This is a genomic window from Kribbella alba, from assembly GCF_039529635.1.
Lineage (GTDB): Bacteria > Actinomycetota > Actinomycetes > Propionibacteriales > Kribbellaceae > Kribbella > Kribbella alba.
The window spans coordinates 858,661-874,843 of the sequence record NZ_BAAANE010000007.1; the positions used below are offsets into that span (position 1 = coordinate 858,661).

Consider the following 16,183-nt stretch of genomic DNA (forward strand, 5'->3'; position numbering starts at 1 on the left):
TCCTCCCTCTGGCTCTATCGGTTCAGCGGGGTGGAGTGTTTCAGGACGTCTGCGGATCAGTACGCCGTGGCTGTGCCGCGGCACGCGAGCAGTGAAGCACGCGGCCGGAGGCCAGTCGTCCGATTTCGGTGGCGCGGTGTGAGAGTCCCGTGAGAGCTGCAGCGCCACCTATGAGAAGTCTGAGAGAAGGCTGCTGACGGGGCAGTCAGCGGTGTGCAGTGAATGTCATGAGTACCAATGCCGAGGAGTGGGGCCGATGAAAGACCTCGTCTATCTCGTGGTCTGTGTAGCTGTCTTCGCGTCGATCTGGTTCGCGCTGCGGGGGGTGGAGAAGCTGTGAGCGCCGAGAACATCGCCGGCCTGGTGGTCGCCGCGGCCCTCGTCCTCTACCTCGTCGCCGCGTTGATCTTTCCCGAGAGGTTCTGATGTCCGACACCGCCGCCGGCCTGTTGCAGGTCGGCCTCTTGGTCGCGCTCCTGGCGGCCGTCTACCGTCCCCTGGGCGGATACATGGCCCGGGTTTACACCACCGACAAGGACCTGCGGGTCGAGCGCGGCGCCTACCGACTGCTGGGGGTCGACTCCAAAGCCGACCAGACCTGGGGGGTCTACGCCCGGTCGCTGATCGCCTTCTCCGCCGTCAGCGTCATCCTGCTCTACCTGCTCCAGCGGCTTCAGGACCACTTGCCGCTCTCCCTCGGACTGCCCGGGGTCGAGTCGGGGTTGGCGTTCAACACCGCCGTGTCCTTCGTCACGAACACCGACTGGCAGTCGTACTCGCCCGAGGTGACGATGGGCCACCTGGTCCAGTTCGCCGGCCTCGCGGTGCAGAACTTCCTCTCCGCCGCCGTCGGCATCGTCGTCGCGATCGCGCTCATCCGCGGCTTCACGCGGTCCAGGACGGACCGGCTGGGCAACTTCTGGGTCGACCTGACCCGGACCGTACTGCGGATCCTCCTGCCGATGGCTGTCGTCGGGGGTCTGGTGCTCGTGGCGATGGGCATCGTGCAGAACTTCTCCGGCGGCCATGAGGTGACCTCGGTGATCGGCCAGACCCAGACCATCCCCGGTGGACCGGTCGCGAGTCAGGAGATCATCAAAGAGATCGGCACCAACGGCGGTGGCTTCTACAACGCCAACTCCGGTCACCCGTTCGAGAACCCGAACCCGCTGTCCAACCTGTTCGAGATCTTCCTGCTGCTGCTGATCCCGGTGGCTCTGACCCGCACCTTCGGCCTGATGGTCAAGGACAAGCGGCAGGGTTACGCGATCCTCGGCGTGATGGGCACGCTGTGGGCGGCGTTCACGTTCTCTGCGACCTTCTTCGAGACCCAGGGCGCAGGTACGGCGACCCAGGCAGCGGGTGCCGCGATGGAGGGCAAGGAGACCCGCTTCGGCGAGTGGGCGTCCGCGCTGTTCGCCACCTCGACCACGGGTACGTCGACAGGTGCGGTCAACTCCGCCCACGACTCGTTCACCCCGCTCGGCGGCGGTACTGCGCTGTTCCACATGATGTTGGGCGAAGTCACACCAGGCGGTACCGGGTCCGGCCTGTACGGCATGCTCGTGCTCGCGGTGATGGCCGTCTTCGTCGCCGGGCTGATGGTTGGCCGGACGCCGGAGTATCTGCGGAAGAAGATCACCGCGCGGGAGATGAAGCTGGTCTCGCTGTACATCCTGACCACGCCGACCGTCGTACTGGTCGGTGCCTCGGTCGCGATGGGCCTGGCGGTGGCGCGCGCGTCGATCTTCAACACCGACAGCCCGCACGGATTCTCAGAAGTGCTGTACGCCTTCACCTCGGCCGGCAACAACAACGGCAGCGCATTCGGCGGCATCAGTGCGAACATCCCCTTCTACAACACCGCTCTCGGGCTGGTGATGGCATTCGGGCGATTCGTGCCGATCGTCCTCGTGCTGGCCCTGGCCGGCTCCTTCGCCAAGCAGCAGCCAGTCCCGGTCACCCAGGGCACGCTGCCCACGCACAAGGCACTGTTCGTGGCGATGCTGATCGGCGTCGTGCTGATCGTCACCGGCCTGACCTACTTTCCCGCACTCACCCTCGGACCCCTCGCGGAGGGACTGTGACCACGCTGTTGAAGACCCCACCCCCGGCATCGGAGAAGGTGGCGAAGAAGACGGCCTCGGGTCTGTTCGACCCGAAGATGCTGCTGACCTCGCTGCCGGACGCGCTGCGCAAGCTCGACCCGCGGGTGATGGTGAAGAACCCGGTGATGTTCGTGGTCGAGGTGGGCGCCGTCGCTTCCACGATCCTCGCCTTCAAAGACCCGAGTGTGTTCGTCTGGTGGATCGTGGTCTGGCTCTGGCTCACGGCCGTCTTCGCCAACCTGGCCGAGGCGGTCGCCGAGGGGCGGGGCAAGGCCCAGGCCGAGACGCTGCGACGCGCGAAGACCGAGACCACGGCTCGTCGGCTGACCGGCGACGGCGCTGCGGAGGAGGAAGTCCCCGCGACCGCGCTACAGCTCGGTGACCTGGTGGTCGTTGAAGCAGGTCAGATCATCCCCGGTGACGGTGACGTCGTCGAGGGTGTGGCCAGTGTGGACGAGTCGGCGATCACCGGTGAGTCGGCGCCGGTGATCCGCGAGTCCGGTGGCGATCGTAGCGCCGTCACCGGCGGCACCAAAGTGCTGTCGGACCGGATCGTCGTCAAGATCACCACCAGGCCGGGGGAGAGCTTCATCGACCGGATGATCGCGCTGGTCGAGGGCGCGTCGCGGCAGAAGACGCCGAACGAGATCGCCCTGAACATCCTGTTGGCGAGTCTGACGATCGTCTTCCTGATCGCCACCGTCACGTTGCCGACGTTCGCCAACTACGCCAAGGTCAACCTGAGCATCGTCGTCCTGGTCGCGCTGCTGGTCTGCCTGATCCCCACCACCATCGGCGCGCTGCTGTCCGCCATCGGTATCGCCGGCATGGATCGGCTCGTCCAGCGCAACGTGCTGGCGATGTCCGGTCGTGCGGTGGAGGCGGCCGGTGACGTGAACACCCTGCTGTTGGACAAGACCGGCACCATCACACTCGGGAACCGGCAGGCCTCGGAGTTCATCCCGTTGGCCGGGGTCAGCGAGACCGAGTTGGCCGATGCGGCGCAGTTGTCGAGCCTGGCCGACGAGACCCCCGAGGGCCGGTCGATCGTCGTGCTGGCGAAGTCGCAGTACGGGCTACGTGAGCGGCACACCGGAGAGTTGCCGCATGCGACGTTCGTGGAGTTCACTGCGCAGACCCGGATGAGCGGAGTCGACGTCGACGGCCGCCAGGTCCGCAAGGGCGCAGCCGGCGCGGTCAACGCCTGGATCCACGGCCAGGGTGGTGCGACGGACGTCGCGCTCGGCGAGATCGTCGACGGCATCTCGGCCTCCGGTGGCACCCCGCTGGTGGTTGCCATCAGCAAGGACGGAGTGGCTCGAGCGCTCGGCGTGATCCACCTCAAGGACGTGGTGAAGGCGGGCATGCGGGAGCGGTTCGACCAGATGCGGGCGATGGGCATCCGGACCGTGATGATCACCGGCGACAACCAGCTGACCGCGAAGGCGATCGCCGAGGAGGCCGGGGTCGACGACTTCCTGGCCGAGGCGACGCCCGAGGACAAGATGGCGCTGATCAAGAAGGAGCAGGAGGGCGGGCGGCTCGTCGCGATGACGGGTGACGGCACGAACGATGCTCCGGCGCTGGCGCAGGCCGATGTCGGGGTCGCGATGAACAGCGGGACGTCGGCCGCCAAGGAGGCCGGCAACATGGTCGACCTGGACTCCAACCCGACCAAGCTGATCGAGATCGTCGAGATCGGCAAGCAGTTGCTGATCACCCGGGGTTCACTGACCACGTTCTCGATCGCGAACGACGTGGCCAAGTACTTCGCGATCCTGCCCGCCCTGTTCGCTGCGGCGTACCCGGGGCTGGACAAGCTGAACGTCATGCAGCTGCACTCGCCCCAGTCGGCGATCGTGTCGGCCATCGTGTTCAACGCGCTGGTGATCGTGGCCCTGGTGCCGCTGGCCCTGCGTGGGGTCCAGTACAAGCCGTCGTCGGCATCGGCGATGCTGCGGCGCAACCTGCTGATCTACGGCGTCGGCGGTCTGATCACGCCGTTCATCGGCATCAAGCTCCTCGACCTGCTGATCTCCCTGATTCCGGGCATCGGCTGATGACACTCTTCAGAAAGGCAAACAGCAATGGCTAGCAGACTCCCCGGCTCGGTCGGGCAGTTCGGGGTGGCGATCCGGGCCCTGGTGGTCTTCACCATCGCCCTCGGCATCATCTACCCGCTGGCGATGACGGGAGCCGCCCAGGTGCTGTTCCACGGCAATGCGAACGGCTCGATCGTGCAGGTGAACGGTAAGGATGTCGCCTCCGACCTGATCGGGCAGGCCTACACCAAGCAGGCGGTCAAGAACGGCAAACCCGAGGTCGATGCCGCCGGCAAACCGGTGATGGTGGCCGACCCGCTGTGGTTCCAGACCCGGCCGTCCGCGGTCGCCTACGACGCGATGGGCAGCGCGGCCTCGCAGTACGGGCCGAACAACGCCGACCTGCTCACCGCGGTCAACGAGCGGCGCCAGGCTGTCGCGGCGCTCGAGCAGGTGGACCCGTCGCAGGTGCCGCCGGACGCGGTGACTGCCAGCGGCAGCGGGCTCGACCCGCACATCAGCCCGGCGTACGCCGCGTTGCAGGTGAACCGGGTCGCGCGAGAGCGCGGACTCAGCGTTGCCCAGGTCAAGCAGTTGGTGAAGCAGAACACCGAGGGCCGGACGCTCGGATTCCTCGGTGAGCCCAGGGTCAACGTAGTGACGCTCAACAACGATCTGTCCGCACTGGGTTGAGCCACGACCGAGACGGTGGGTGCATGAGCGGTAGTGGTCGTGGGCATCTGCGGATCTACCTTGGTGCGGCGCCTGGCGTCGGCAAGACCTACAAGATGCTGGGCGAGGCCCAACGGCGACGGCAACGCGGCACGGACGTGGTGGTCGGCTTCGTGGAAACTCACGGCCGGCCACACACCGCCGCCATGCTCGACGGCTTGGAGGTGGTGCCGCGGCGCATCCTCGACCATCGCGGTGCAAGTTTCACCGAGCTGGACCTGGATGCGCTGCTGGCCCGCCGGCCGGAGGTCGCCGTCGTGGATGAGCTCGCGCACACCAACGTCCCGGGCAGCCGGAACGAGAAGCGATGGCAGGACATCGATGAGCTGTTGACCGCCGGGATCGATGTGATCTCCGCGGTCAATATCCAGCATCTCGAGTCGATCAACGACGTGGTCGAGAAGATCACCGGCGTGCCCCAGCAGGAGACGGTGCCGGACCGGGTGGTGCGGGCGGCCGATCAGCTCGAGCTGGTCGACATGACGCCGGAGGCGCTGCGCCGACGGATGGCGCACGGCAACGTCTACGCCGCCGACAAGGTGGATGCTGCCCTGGGCAACTACTTCCGGATCGGCAACCTGTCCGCCCTGCGCGAACTGGCGTTGTTGTGGCTGGCGGACCGGGTCGACGCGGGCCTGCAGCAATACCGGCTGCAAAATGACATCGACTCCACGTGGGAAGCGCGAGAACGGGTTGTCGTCGCGCTCACGGGCGGTCCCGAAGGCGAGACCCTGATCCGGCGTGCCGCCCGCATCGCTGCCCGGTCCTCCGGAGGGGACCTGCTCGCCGTTCACGTCACCCGGTCAGACGGACTGACCGGCGCCAACCCGACCGCGCTGGCCGAACAACGTCGCCTGGTCGAGAGCCTCGGCGGCACCTATCACCAGACCGTCGGCGACGACGTACCGGCCGCGCTGCTGTCCTTCGCCCGCGCCGAGAACGCCACCCAACTGGTGCTTGGCGGCAGCCGCCGCCCCTGGTTCTCGTCGTTGCTCGGGCCGGGCGTCGGCGCCGGCACCATCCGTGAGTCCGGCGACATCGACGTCCACATCGTCACCCATTCGGAGATGGGTCGCGGCCGGCTGCCGCAGTTGCGTGGGAGCCTCTCGCGCCGGCGACAAGCCTATGGTTTCGTGCTGGCTATTCTGCTGCCGCCGTTGCTGGCCCTGCTGCTCGGTCTCGGTAGCGACACGCTGAACCTGACGAGCAACGTGCTCGCCTTCTTGCTCGCAGTTGTCGTGGTTGCACTGGTCGGCGGGCTGTGGCCTGCGCTCCTGACCGCGGTCGCCGGCACGGTGGTGCTGAACTACTTCTTCACTCCGCCGACCCGCACCTTCAGGATCTCCGAGCCCAACAACGCGCTGGCGCTGGCGATCTTCGTTCTGGTCGCCGCCATGGTCAGCTCTGTCGTCGACCGTGCCGCGCGAAGGACCCGGCAGGCAGCCAGGTCTACAGCCGAGTCGGAGACGCTAGCGACGCTGGCGGGTACGGTCCTGCGCGGAGAGACGGCCCTGCCCGCGTTGATGGAGCGGCTACGGGAGGCTTTCGGCATGACCGGGGTGTGTCTGATGGAGCGGGTCAGCACCGACGAGCTGACCGAGACCTGGCGACCGATCGCCTCAGCCGGCACAGCGACCTGCCGACGGCCTGAGGAAGGCGATGCCGAGATCCCCGCCAGGGATGATCTCGTGCTGGTGCTGCAGGGTCGGTCGCTGGCAGCCGACGAGCGTCGGCTGGTGGGCGCCTTCGCGGACCACGCCGCGGCCCTGGTTGATCGGGCCCGTTTGAGCGAAGCTGCCGCGGAGGCCAAGCCACTAGCAGAGGCCGACAAGTTGCGTACTGCGCTGCTGCGGGCGGTCGGCCACGATCTGCGCTCACCGTTGGCCTCGGCCAAGGCATCGGTCACCAGTCTTCGCAGCGGCGACGTCGAGTGGACCGAGTCCGAGCGGGACGAACTGCTGACGACTGCGGACGAGTCGCTGGATCGCCTGAGCCGTCTGGTCGACAACCTGCTGGACCTGAGTCGTCTCCAGGCCGGTGCCTTGCCGGTGTTCACCCGTCCGATGGCGCTGGACGAGATCATGCCCGCAGTACTGGCCGAGGTGGGTGACGACAGCGGCAAGGTGAAAGTGGACATGCCCCACACCCTTCCGCTGGTGGAGGCGGATCCGGACTTGCTGGAGCGGGTGATCGCCAATCTGCTGGCGAACGCCATCAGGTACTCGCCGGCCAGTCGTCCGCCGCTACTGATCGGGAGCGCGCTCGGTGACGTGGTCGAGATCCGGATCGTCGATCGCGGGCCGGGGATCCCGGCCGCCGACCGGGACCGGGTGTTCGCGCCGTTCCAGCGGCTGGGCGACACCGACAACACGGTTGGCGTCGGCCTCGGTTTGGCGTTGGCCCGCGGATTGGCCGAGGCGATGCACGGGACCCTGCAGCCGGAGGACACCCCCGGCGGCGGTCTGACCATGGTCGTCTCGATGCCGGCCGCGGCGCCCACAGCAGACAAGGCTCCAGTGCCGGGCAGCCGAGAGCGGTCCGAAGCTGAGACGGGGGAGCGCGAATGACCAGGGTGCTGGTGGTCGACGACGAGCCACAGATCGTGCGGGCGCTGCAGATCAACCTGAGGGCCCGGCGATACGAAGTACAGGTCGCGGACAGCGGTGCGTCGGCACTCAAGGTGGCGGCCCAACACCCGCCGGACCTGGTGATCCTCGACCTCGGGCTCCCGGACTTCGACGGGGTCGAGGTGATCCGCGGGCTGCGTGGCTGGACCGAGGCGCCGATCCTGGTGCTGTCCGGACGGACAGACAGCACCGACAAGGTGGAAGCGCTCGACGCCGGAGCCGACGACTACATGACCAAGCCGTTCGGCGTCGACGAGTTGCTCGCCCGGCTGCGCGCGGCCCTGCGGCGCCGCAACCCGGTCCCGGATCAGCCGGTCGTCACCTTGGGTGGCGCTCAGATAGACCTGTCCGCCAAGCGGGTGGAGCTGGCCAGTGGTGAGGACATCCATCTCACGCCGACCGAGTGGCATCTGCTGGAGGTACTGCTCCGGCATCCCGGCAAGCTGATGACCCAGCACCAGCTCCTCACTGAGGTGTGGGGGCCGGGCTACGAGACGGCGAGCGGCAATCTGCGCTTCTACATGGGGCAGCTGCGCCGCAAGCTCGAAGCCGATCCGGCGCGGCCGGTATATCTGCTGACCGAGCCCGGCATGGGTTACCGCTTCGAGCCCTGATGAGTTTCGTTCGTGCCGGGTGAGGAGCTGGTTGCGTCGTGGGTGTGGTGGACAACGCCGTGTACGTCGATGGATGCCGGGCTTGTGAGCCGGATTCGTTGGAGGACACGTACGAACTGCTTCGTGATCGGCATGGGATGGGGTGGATCGGCCTCTACCGTCCCGACGCGCTCGAGGTCGAGTCTTCAAGAAGCCCGGCCGGCTCTAACCTGTGCTTCCATGGCTAGGTGGTCAGTGGAGCTCTGTATGACGACGGGTCGGTCCGGCTGGATGACCATGCCGTCACGCTTCGGCGCTATTACTTCCCACTTGGCGCTAGCAAGCGGATCCCGTACGGACGGATTGAGGCTGTGGGCTCTCAGCAGATGGGATTGGCGACGGGCAAGCTCCGGCTCTGGGGAACCACGCACCCGGCCTACTGGCTTCCCCTCGACCTCAGCCGTCCACGAAAGAACACGTTGATCGTGCTGGACGTCGGTGCCAAGGTGAAGCCGGCGTTCAGCCCAGCCGATCCAGCGAAGGTTTTGGAGCTGCTACATCAGCGAACTCGCAGCGGCTAGTGGTGTCTCGTTACTAGCCGGTGATTGATGCGAGTGCGAGGCCTTCGTGCAGGGGTCTGTGCGGCATGCCAGAACCGGAAGGGCGACCAGCAGGAAACCCGCAGTTATCCGAGGCGCCGTAGCGCTGTCTCGATAGCGACCTCGACCCGGGAAGTCATACCGGGCACATCGACGGGACGGCGCCCAGCGACCTGACTACGGATCCACTTCGGCCCGCTATCGTCATAGTGCAGCAGGGCATACAGGTCCCACCACGGGTCGAGAGTCACCCCGGCGATCGACTCATAGAGCGACCGGAGCTGCTCCGACCACTCGGGCGAGTAGAGCGCCGCCAAGTATCGCCGACAGTGCCCGACGTCAATCGCGCGCGCCCCCCGATGGATGGAGTTCCAGTCGGTCAGTCCGGTAATCCTCCCGCGCGACCACAGCATGTTGACAGGCAGGAGATCGCAGTGCAGAAAGACGGCAGTGTCCTTTGGCGGCGGCGCCGCCATGACACCAAACGCCGCCTTCCACACAGCCGGCTTCTGTGCGTCCACCGGCACCTGAAACCCGTCTAGAGGAGCGATCCAAGAATCCGTCCAAGGTCTGAACATCTTCGCGGGGAGATCGAGGGAATGCAGCAATACAGCAATCTCCGCGATCCTCGTCATCCACGACCGAGGTTCCGCCGGATTGAGGTGAACATGCCCCTGCAACCGTGTCATCAGCAACGATGGCGCGCCCCCCGTCGAAGCACCAGCAACATCAGTAGCCAGGATGCTCGGAACCGGGAGCCCGCTTCCCGCCACCACACCAAGGTTGGCGATCTCCTTCTCCAAGCTCCCCTGCAGGCCAAGCCCGCCCGGGTACTGCCGCAGTACGACGAACGTTCGCATTCCACGTCGCTCGACAGTCAGCCGATTCACGGCGGAGCAGACGCCACCGGTCAAGCGGCGATAGCCAACGATGCGACTGCCCCGGCCCATCGACGCCGCAACCCAGGCGAGAGTCTCCACGGAGGGCCGACGCTGCCTGAACCCGCCATCCCTCCAGTCGCCGTCGGTCACGAGCGCGAGCCTATTCGTCAGGGGGCTGCGGCGATAGGAGTTTTCTAACCCGCCAGCGGCAGTGACCCGGCTGCTGGATGGCCGTCACCATCTGGACCTGCCGTACACCAGCACCAGCACCAGCAGCAGTACGGCGATGGCGATCGTCACCGGATCGTCTGAGGTGACAGTCACCTGTTCACTGTCGGCCCTGTCGGCGGGCTCGATACCCATTCCTCACGGACTCCTCATGCGGTTGCGGCCCGTTCTCACACACTGAGTTGACCTCGACCCTGCGTCAGGGTTCGAGCGGAGCGGCAGCGGTTGATGAAGCTCCTCTTCGCCGACGTTCCACGAGGCCGGCCGTGAGAGGCGTGTGCGAGATCAGTCGGTTGCTGTGGGAGGGGTGTTAGTGGACAGCTCATCAGGCGATCCGACGCCTAGCGTCGAGGGGTGAGCAGATCGATGGATGACCCAGTCCCGCTATTTGTGCCTACCCGGACGGCCGGCGCGCAGGATGTGGCGGCGCCGCAAGTCGGGCGGAGGCCCGACGGGGTCCGGGTAGGCATTGCATTCAGCAGCCTCGAACTCCTCCGTGCGGCGTCAGGACCGCGGCAGGACTGGATGCGGCTGCACGAGGACAATCTGCGCGAACTGTTGGCGGCGCTCGGCGTCAGCGTGATCCAGCTCGATCCGGTGTTGGTCGGACCCGAGGTCGGAGCCCCCGCTCCGGAGCTGGTGGGTTCCCGTGGCCGCTGAGAATCACAAGCCGAAGCCGCCCAAACCGCGGACCGAAGGGTTCGACCCGGAGTTCGTGGCGATGGTCCGGATCGTGCTGGTGACCGGCGCCCTCGCAGTACTGCTCTGGGCCTTGAGCCACCTGGGCTAAGACATGGCGAGGAGCTCAGGGGGTGTTGGCAGGTGGCGATCGCAAGCGAGCCGCCGGACAGGTCGTCCGCGGGCAGCCACAGAGCAGGCGATCCTCGATGCCGCCCTGTTGCAATTGGACGCGGGCGGGGCAGCTTCGGTGCGAAGTACTTCACGACCGAGCAGTTCGTCTGGGGGCTGCAGCGAGTCCTCGACGGACTCGACCCCCACACCTGAGCAGTGCCGCCCGCGGATGGGCGGGGACATTTTCGGGTCGGCGGTCGTTAGTGATCTTGTGTCATCAGATTGGTTGAGATGAGTGAGACGTCCGGCCGGCGTGCTCGCCGGGCGCGGCCGAGCCGTCGGGCTGGGTCTGCTTCGCGCGCGATCGGTCTGACCTTGGTGAGCGCGTTGCTTCCCGGTTCGGGGTTGGTGATGGGCGGCCGGAGGAAGCTCGGCGTCCTCGTCATGACGGTCAGTGTCGGACTGCTCGCGCTCGGTGCGTACTTCGGGTTTGCCCGGCGCCAGGCAGTTCTCGCGCTAGCGGTCAGTCCGAGTCAGTTGTTGATAGCGGCCGCGGTCGTGGTGCTGCTCGGCTTCTGCTGGATCTGCATCGTCATCTTCTCGCACAGGCTGCTCCGTCCGGTCAGCCTGTCCGCCACGGGACGGTTGGCCGGGGCCGCCTTCGTGGGGCTGATCTGCTTCGCCATCGCCGTGCCGACGACTGTCGCCGCGCAGACTGTGATGGCCCAGAGAGACCTGGTCGGCAGCGTGTTCGCCTCCCAGGGCAACTCGAAGAGCGCCACCCGACCCAAGCTCGGCAACCAGAGCGATCCTTGGGCGAAGACGCCGCGACTGAACATCTTGCTGCTGGGCGCCGATGACGGCGCGGGCCGCACCGGGACCCGCACCGACACCGTCATGGTTGCCAGCATCGACACGAAGACGGGTGACACCGCGCTGATGTCGCTGAGCCGGAACTGGATGCGGATGCCGTTCCCGGCGGACTCACCACTGCACAAGGTCTACCCGACCGGGTACTGGGATCCCAGCCTGGGCAACGTCGAGCAGCCCGGGTATTACCTGGACTCCATGTACGACACCATCCCGAAGAAGTACCCAGGCATCCTCGGCGCCTCCGACAACGAGGGCGCGGACGTGCTGAAGGTGTCGGTCGGCGCGGCGATGGGCCTGAAGATCGACTACTACATGCAGGTCAACCTGGCGGGCTTCGAGCAGATCGTCAACGCGCTCGGCGGCATCACCGTCAACATCAACTACAAGGTCCCGATCGGTGGTGACTACGGAACCGGCCCTGGGGCGGGCAATGCGACGCTGCCGTCGGGCTACTTGCAGCCTGGTCCGAACCAGAAACTGAACGGCCACGACGCGCTCTGGTTCGCGCGCGGCCGCTACGGCCTCGATGACGCGTCCAGGCAGGAGCGGCAGCGTTGCACGATCAATGCGATCGTGAACAGCGCAAACCCGGGGACCCTGGTGACGAAGTACAAGCAGATCGCTGCCGCCGGTAAGCAACTACTGCGCACCGACATCCCGCAGGAGATCCTGCCGGCGTTCATCGACCTCGGGCTCAAGGTGAAGAACGCCAGCGTCTCCAGTGTCGACCTGGACGGGAGTAAGAACTTCCCGACGGGGAGGAACCCGAACTACACGGCGATGCGCGAACTTGTCCAGAAGGCCATCCAGCCGAAGACCACCAAACCCAGCACATCGAGCACACCGTCGACCACGACGAAGCCAGGCAAGAAGACCTCGACGCCGCCCGCCGGTACGACTCAGAACCTCGCCGACGCCTGCGCCTACCACCCCACCGGCCAGTGACGTAGACGACCGCGCCGCTCCGGGAGCTGACCACCTGAGGTGAGTTCTCCCGAAGCCCGACGGCGTTGTGATCTAGACAAGAACAAGCCTCGGTGGGGGCGCGTCCGGCCAGCGGCTTCAGCCGGGCAGCGAAGAAGCCACCGTCCAGGAGGCTTGTGCTTCCAGGTGCCCGGCGCGCACGATGAGAACACCAGACCTCTTTATATACTGGTCTGATGCTGTCGGCCGGTAGGCCGAACCCCTCCGGTGCTGCCGGTCGACGAGCTACGGGAGGGGTCGGGGAGCGGAAGAAGGCGCGCCATGGACAGGCACGATATCGAGACCTATTGCGAGCAGGGCGTCTGGAAGAACCGCCGTCGCGACTGTGAGCAACCCTTCTCCAGTGGAGGTTCAAGGCTCCGGCAGGTCGCTGCCGGCGCCGAGGTCGCTCGATGGGTCCAGGGCCGCCACATCATTCGTGGCGAAGACGGCGCAGTGGCAGAGATCATCACCTATGGCACCGACTCTCACGCCTAGGTGCCGACCACAAGGCAGCCTCGATCGCCGGTCCGGTCTGAGGTTCCGCACCCAGCTGGGCTGACGACCGAACCTGACCGCCGCCCACTGATCTTGTGGCGGCCAGTTGACGTTCGCTGAGTCCTCCAGGTGCTGCACGGCATGTTCGGGGCCATAGGCAAGGAAGATTGTCGGTTACATGGACGATGCCGCCCCGGGAGGTCGGTGACGGCGTGTAACGCAACACCGCGGTCCGTCTCCACCGCGTGGTTGAATGATCGGGTGGATATGGCGGATGAGTAGTCGCGCAGCGGGGGCGCGGAAGGCTACTTGGGCGGCGGTGACGGTCGGGGCACTGGGGGTCGTGTTCGGCGACATCGGGACCAGTCCCATCTACACGATCCAGACGGTCTTCAACCCCAGCGATCCGCACCCGGTCCCGGTCTCGACCGAAAGCGTCTTCGGCGTCATCTCGCTGATCTTCTGGTCGGTCACCATCATCGTGACGATCAAGTACGTCCTGCTCGTACTCCGGGCCGACAACGACGGCGAGGGCGGCATCCTCGCCCTCATCACCCTGATCAGGGGGCGGCGGGTCCCCGGCGGTCGACGAACGAAACTGATCCTCGCGGCACTGGGCATCTTCGGCGCCTCGCTGTTCTTCGGCGACAGCATGATCACGCCCGCTATCTCGGTCCTGTCCGCGGTCGAGGGGCTCAAGGTCGTCCAGCCGGGCCTGGGCCAGCTGATCGTGCCGATCACCGCGACCATCATCATCGTGTTGTTCGCGGTACAGCGGCTGGGAACCGCACGAATCGGCCGTTCCTTCGGACCGGTGATGATCTTCTGGTTCCTGGCGATCGGAGCCTGCGGCATCTCCGGTATCGCGCGCCACCCCGACGTACTCAAGGCGCTCTCGCCGACCTATGCCATCGGTTTCCTCACCGGCCACTTCTCCGTCGCGTTCTTCGCCCTCGCCGCCGTCGTGCTCGCGATCACCGGAGCCGAGGCGTTGTACGCCGATCTGGGCCATTTCGGGCGGGCGCCGATCACCCGTGCCTGGCTGTTCCTCGTCTTCCCGGCTTGCATCCTCAGCTACTTCGGCCAGGGCGCTCTTGTGCTGGCCGACCCGAACACGATCAGCAGCCCCTTCTTCCTGCTCATCCCAGGTTGGGCGCGACTGCCGATGGTGCTGTTGGCGACTGCAGCCACCGTCATCGCCTCACAGGCAGTCATCACCGGCGCATTCTCCGTGGCCCACCAGGCCGTCCAGCTCGGCTACCTGCCACGGCTGCGCATCACGCACACGTCCCAGGAGACCTTCGGTCAGATCTACGTGCCCTGGATCAACTGGGTGCTGATGATCTCCGTGCTGACGCTGGTCTTCGCCTTCCAGACGTCCGCGGCGCTCGCCTACGCGTTCGGGATGGCAGTCACCGGCACGATCACCATCACCTCGCTGCTCTTCTTCTACATCGTCCGGCACCAGTGGGGTAAACCACTCTGGCTCGTGCTGGTCGGTGCCGGCACGTTCCTCACCGTCGAACTCCTGTTCCTGGCCGCGAACCTGACCAAGATCATGCACGGCGCGTGGCTCCCGCTCCTGATCGCAGTCACGGTCTTCACTGTCCTCACCACCTGGCAACGGGGGCGCGAACTGGTGACCAGGAGGCGTGAACTCGAGGAGGGGGAACTACCGGTCTTCGTCGACGAACTGCATCAGTCGCAGCCGCAGCGAGTCCCTGGTACGGCGGTGTTCCTCAACCGTGGCAAGGCGACCGTCCCGTTGGCGATGCGCGCCAACGTCGAGCACAACCACATCCTGCACGAGAACGTGGTGATCCTCTCGATCGAGACGCTCCCGGTTCCGCATGTCCCAGACGATGACCGCGTCACTGTCGACGATCTCGGCTACACCGACGACGGCATCATCCATGTCAGCGCCCGGTTCGGCTACGTGCAGAGTCCCGACGTCCCCGAAGTACTGCGGTCGGCCGCCGCCGCGAGCGCGGAACTCAGTCTCGAACTGGAGGAGACGTCGTACTTCCTCTCCACGATCGAGCTCAGCGTGGGCGACGCGCCCGGGATGACTCGCTGGCGTAAGCGGCTCTTCGTTGCCACCTCGAGGATCAGTGCGGACGCAGCCGAGTACTTCCGCCTGCCCCGCGACCGGGTGGTCATCATGGGCTCCCGCATCAGCGTCTAGACCGGTAGGAAAAGACCCCCTTCCAGCTAGCCGGAAGGCGGATTGCCCGCTGGCGGTGCAGATCCCCGCCGTGCGGCGCGCGAGGCTAGCAGAGAGCACCAGTGCGAGGAGATTCGCGATGACAGGCTCTTCTGTATTCGTCACCACCTTCCTGGCAGCCGCTGTCGAGGTGATCGAGATGGTGATCATCGTCGTGGGCGTCGGCAGTGTGCGCGGGTGGCGATCGACGTGGTTCGGGGCGATCAGTAGTCTCGCTGTTCTGGCGGTTCTCGTCCTGGGAGTTGGGACCGCTCTCACGGCGGTGCCGATCAACGCGCTGCGGCTGGTCGTGGGGTCCCTGCTGCTCGTCTTCGGGCTGCAATGGCTCCGCAAGGGAATCCGGCGGGTCAGCGCGAACGGATTCCGGGGCATGGGGGAGCGGACAGCCCCGGCAGAACAGATCCCTGATCACGGCGTCGACTGGACCGCGTTCGTTCTGTCGTTCAAGGGAGTACTGCTGGAGGGCCTGGAGATCACGTTCATCGTGGTCAGCTTCGGCGTCGCGGCCCAGCAACTTGGCAGTGCCGTACTCGGCGCGGTGTTGGCCTTCGTCGTGGTCGCGAGCGCAGGCATGCTCGCCAGCCGGGTGGTGCAGCGCATCCCGCGGAGCGCCCTGCAGTTGCTCGTGGGCACGCTGCTGTCGAGCTTCGGAACCTTCTGGGCCGTGGAAGGAATGGGGATCAATTGGCCCGGCAGTGACGCTGCGATCCTCGCGCTGGTCGCCTGGTACGCGCTCGCGGCGGTCAGCTATGTCGGACTGCTGCGTCGAGCCGGACGCAAGCTCACTACCCGGGAGGTGGTCGTATGAGCACGATCCTGCGCTGGCTGACCGGCTTCGGACGGTTCTGGTACGGGTTCATCGTGGGAGACGACTGGACCGTGGCGGCCACGGTGGTGGTCGCGTTGTTGATGACCTGGCTGCTCTACACCGCATCGGTCGCCGCGTGGTTGCTGCCGCCGCTGGCCGCGGTCGCGGCGGTTGGACTGAGCCTGCGCCGGCACCAATGAGCGCGCGGGGAATAC

15 protein-coding genes are annotated in these 16,183 nt (G+C 66.3%); 14 read left to right on the forward strand and 1 reads right to left on the reverse strand.

Annotation, left to right across the window (positions count from 1 at the left end; translation table 11 throughout):
* Positions 1-336 precede the first annotated feature (336 nt).
* From kdpF to ABD210_RS21955, 7 genes are all read left to right on the forward strand, one after another.
* Positions 337-426, forward strand: a complete 90-nt coding sequence (gene kdpF, locus ABD210_RS21925; protein ID WP_130442715.1) for a K(+)-transporting ATPase subunit F — start codon at positions 337-339, stop codon at positions 424-426.
* On the forward strand, positions 426-2,087 hold the full coding sequence (gene kdpA, locus ABD210_RS21930; protein WP_344113771.1) for a potassium-transporting ATPase subunit KdpA: 1,662 nt from the start codon (positions 426-428) through the stop codon (positions 2,085-2,087). The genes kdpF and kdpA overlap by 1 nt, the downstream gene beginning before the upstream one ends.
* Before the next feature lie 38 nt (positions 2,088-2,125).
* Positions 2,126-4,168, forward strand: coding sequence for a potassium-transporting ATPase subunit KdpB (kdpB, locus tag ABD210_RS21935; RefSeq protein ID WP_344114134.1), 2,043 nt, complete (start codon positions 2,126-2,128; stop codon positions 4,166-4,168).
* 27 nt (positions 4,169-4,195) lie between these two features.
* Positions 4,196-4,843 carry a K(+)-transporting ATPase subunit C gene (gene kdpC, locus ABD210_RS21940; RefSeq protein ID WP_344113772.1) on the forward strand — a complete coding sequence of 216 codons (648 nt, stop codon included), beginning with the start codon at positions 4,196-4,198 and terminating at the stop codon, positions 4,841-4,843.
* Positions 4,844-4,896: 53 nt separating this feature from the next.
* Positions 4,897-7,449, forward strand: a complete 2,553-nt coding sequence (locus ABD210_RS21945) for a sensor histidine kinase (protein ID WP_425552717.1) — start codon at positions 4,897-4,899, stop codon at positions 7,447-7,449.
* On the forward strand, positions 7,446-8,123 hold the full coding sequence (locus ABD210_RS21950; RefSeq protein WP_344113775.1) for a response regulator: 678 nt from the start codon (positions 7,446-7,448) through the stop codon (positions 8,121-8,123). Before ABD210_RS21945 ends, ABD210_RS21950 begins: the two co-directional genes overlap by 4 nt.
* A gap of 350 nt (positions 8,124-8,473) precedes the next feature.
* The gene (locus ABD210_RS21955) at positions 8,474-8,683 is read left to right on the forward strand and encodes a hypothetical protein (RefSeq protein WP_344113776.1); all 210 of its coding nucleotides are present in this window, start codon (positions 8,474-8,476) and stop codon (positions 8,681-8,683) included.
* A 104-nt stretch (positions 8,684-8,787) separates the two neighbouring features.
* On the opposite strand, the gene ABD210_RS21960 is transcribed toward ABD210_RS21955, so the two are convergent.
* Positions 8,788-9,732, reverse strand: a complete 945-nt coding sequence (locus tag ABD210_RS21960) for a phosphotransferase family protein (protein WP_132284135.1) — start codon at positions 9,730-9,732, stop codon at positions 8,788-8,790.
* Between the two features lie 432 nt (positions 9,733-10,164).
* Here ABD210_RS21960 and ABD210_RS21965 point away from each other — a divergent pair, with 432 nt between their 5' ends.
* The 7 genes from ABD210_RS21965 to ABD210_RS21995 all read left to right on the forward strand — a co-directional run bounded on the left by ABD210_RS21965 (position 10,165) and on the right by ABD210_RS21995 (position 16,168).
* The gene (locus ABD210_RS21965) at positions 10,165-10,470 is read left to right on the forward strand and encodes an SAV_915 family protein (protein ID WP_344113778.1); all 306 of its coding nucleotides are present in this window, start codon (positions 10,165-10,167) and stop codon (positions 10,468-10,470) included.
* Entirely contained in the window at positions 10,460-10,600 is a 141-nt protein-coding gene (locus tag ABD210_RS21970; RefSeq protein WP_344113780.1) for a hypothetical protein, read from the forward strand. The genes ABD210_RS21965 and ABD210_RS21970 overlap by 11 nt, the downstream gene beginning before the upstream one ends.
* Before the next feature lie 293 nt (positions 10,601-10,893).
* Complete coding sequence (locus ABD210_RS21975; protein ID WP_344113782.1) at positions 10,894-12,420, forward strand: LCP family protein; 1,527 nt, start codon at positions 10,894-10,896, stop codon at positions 12,418-12,420.
* 300 nt (positions 12,421-12,720) lie between these two features.
* Positions 12,721-12,936, forward strand: a complete 216-nt coding sequence (locus ABD210_RS21980; protein WP_344113784.1) for a DUF2188 domain-containing protein — start codon at positions 12,721-12,723, stop codon at positions 12,934-12,936.
* Between the two features lie 274 nt (positions 12,937-13,210).
* On the forward strand, positions 13,211-15,121 hold the full coding sequence (locus ABD210_RS21985; RefSeq protein ID WP_344113785.1) for a potassium transporter Kup: 1,911 nt from the start codon (positions 13,211-13,213) through the stop codon (positions 15,119-15,121).
* A 118-nt stretch (positions 15,122-15,239) separates the two neighbouring features.
* Positions 15,240-15,968: a hypothetical protein gene (locus ABD210_RS21990; RefSeq protein ID WP_344113786.1), complete on the forward strand. Its 729-nt coding sequence runs from the start codon at positions 15,240-15,242 to the stop codon at positions 15,966-15,968.
* The gene (locus ABD210_RS21995) at positions 15,965-16,168 is read left to right on the forward strand and encodes a hypothetical protein (protein WP_344113787.1); all 204 of its coding nucleotides are present in this window, start codon (positions 15,965-15,967) and stop codon (positions 16,166-16,168) included. Before ABD210_RS21990 ends, ABD210_RS21995 begins: the two co-directional genes overlap by 4 nt.
* Positions 16,169-16,183: the final 15 nt, after the last annotated feature.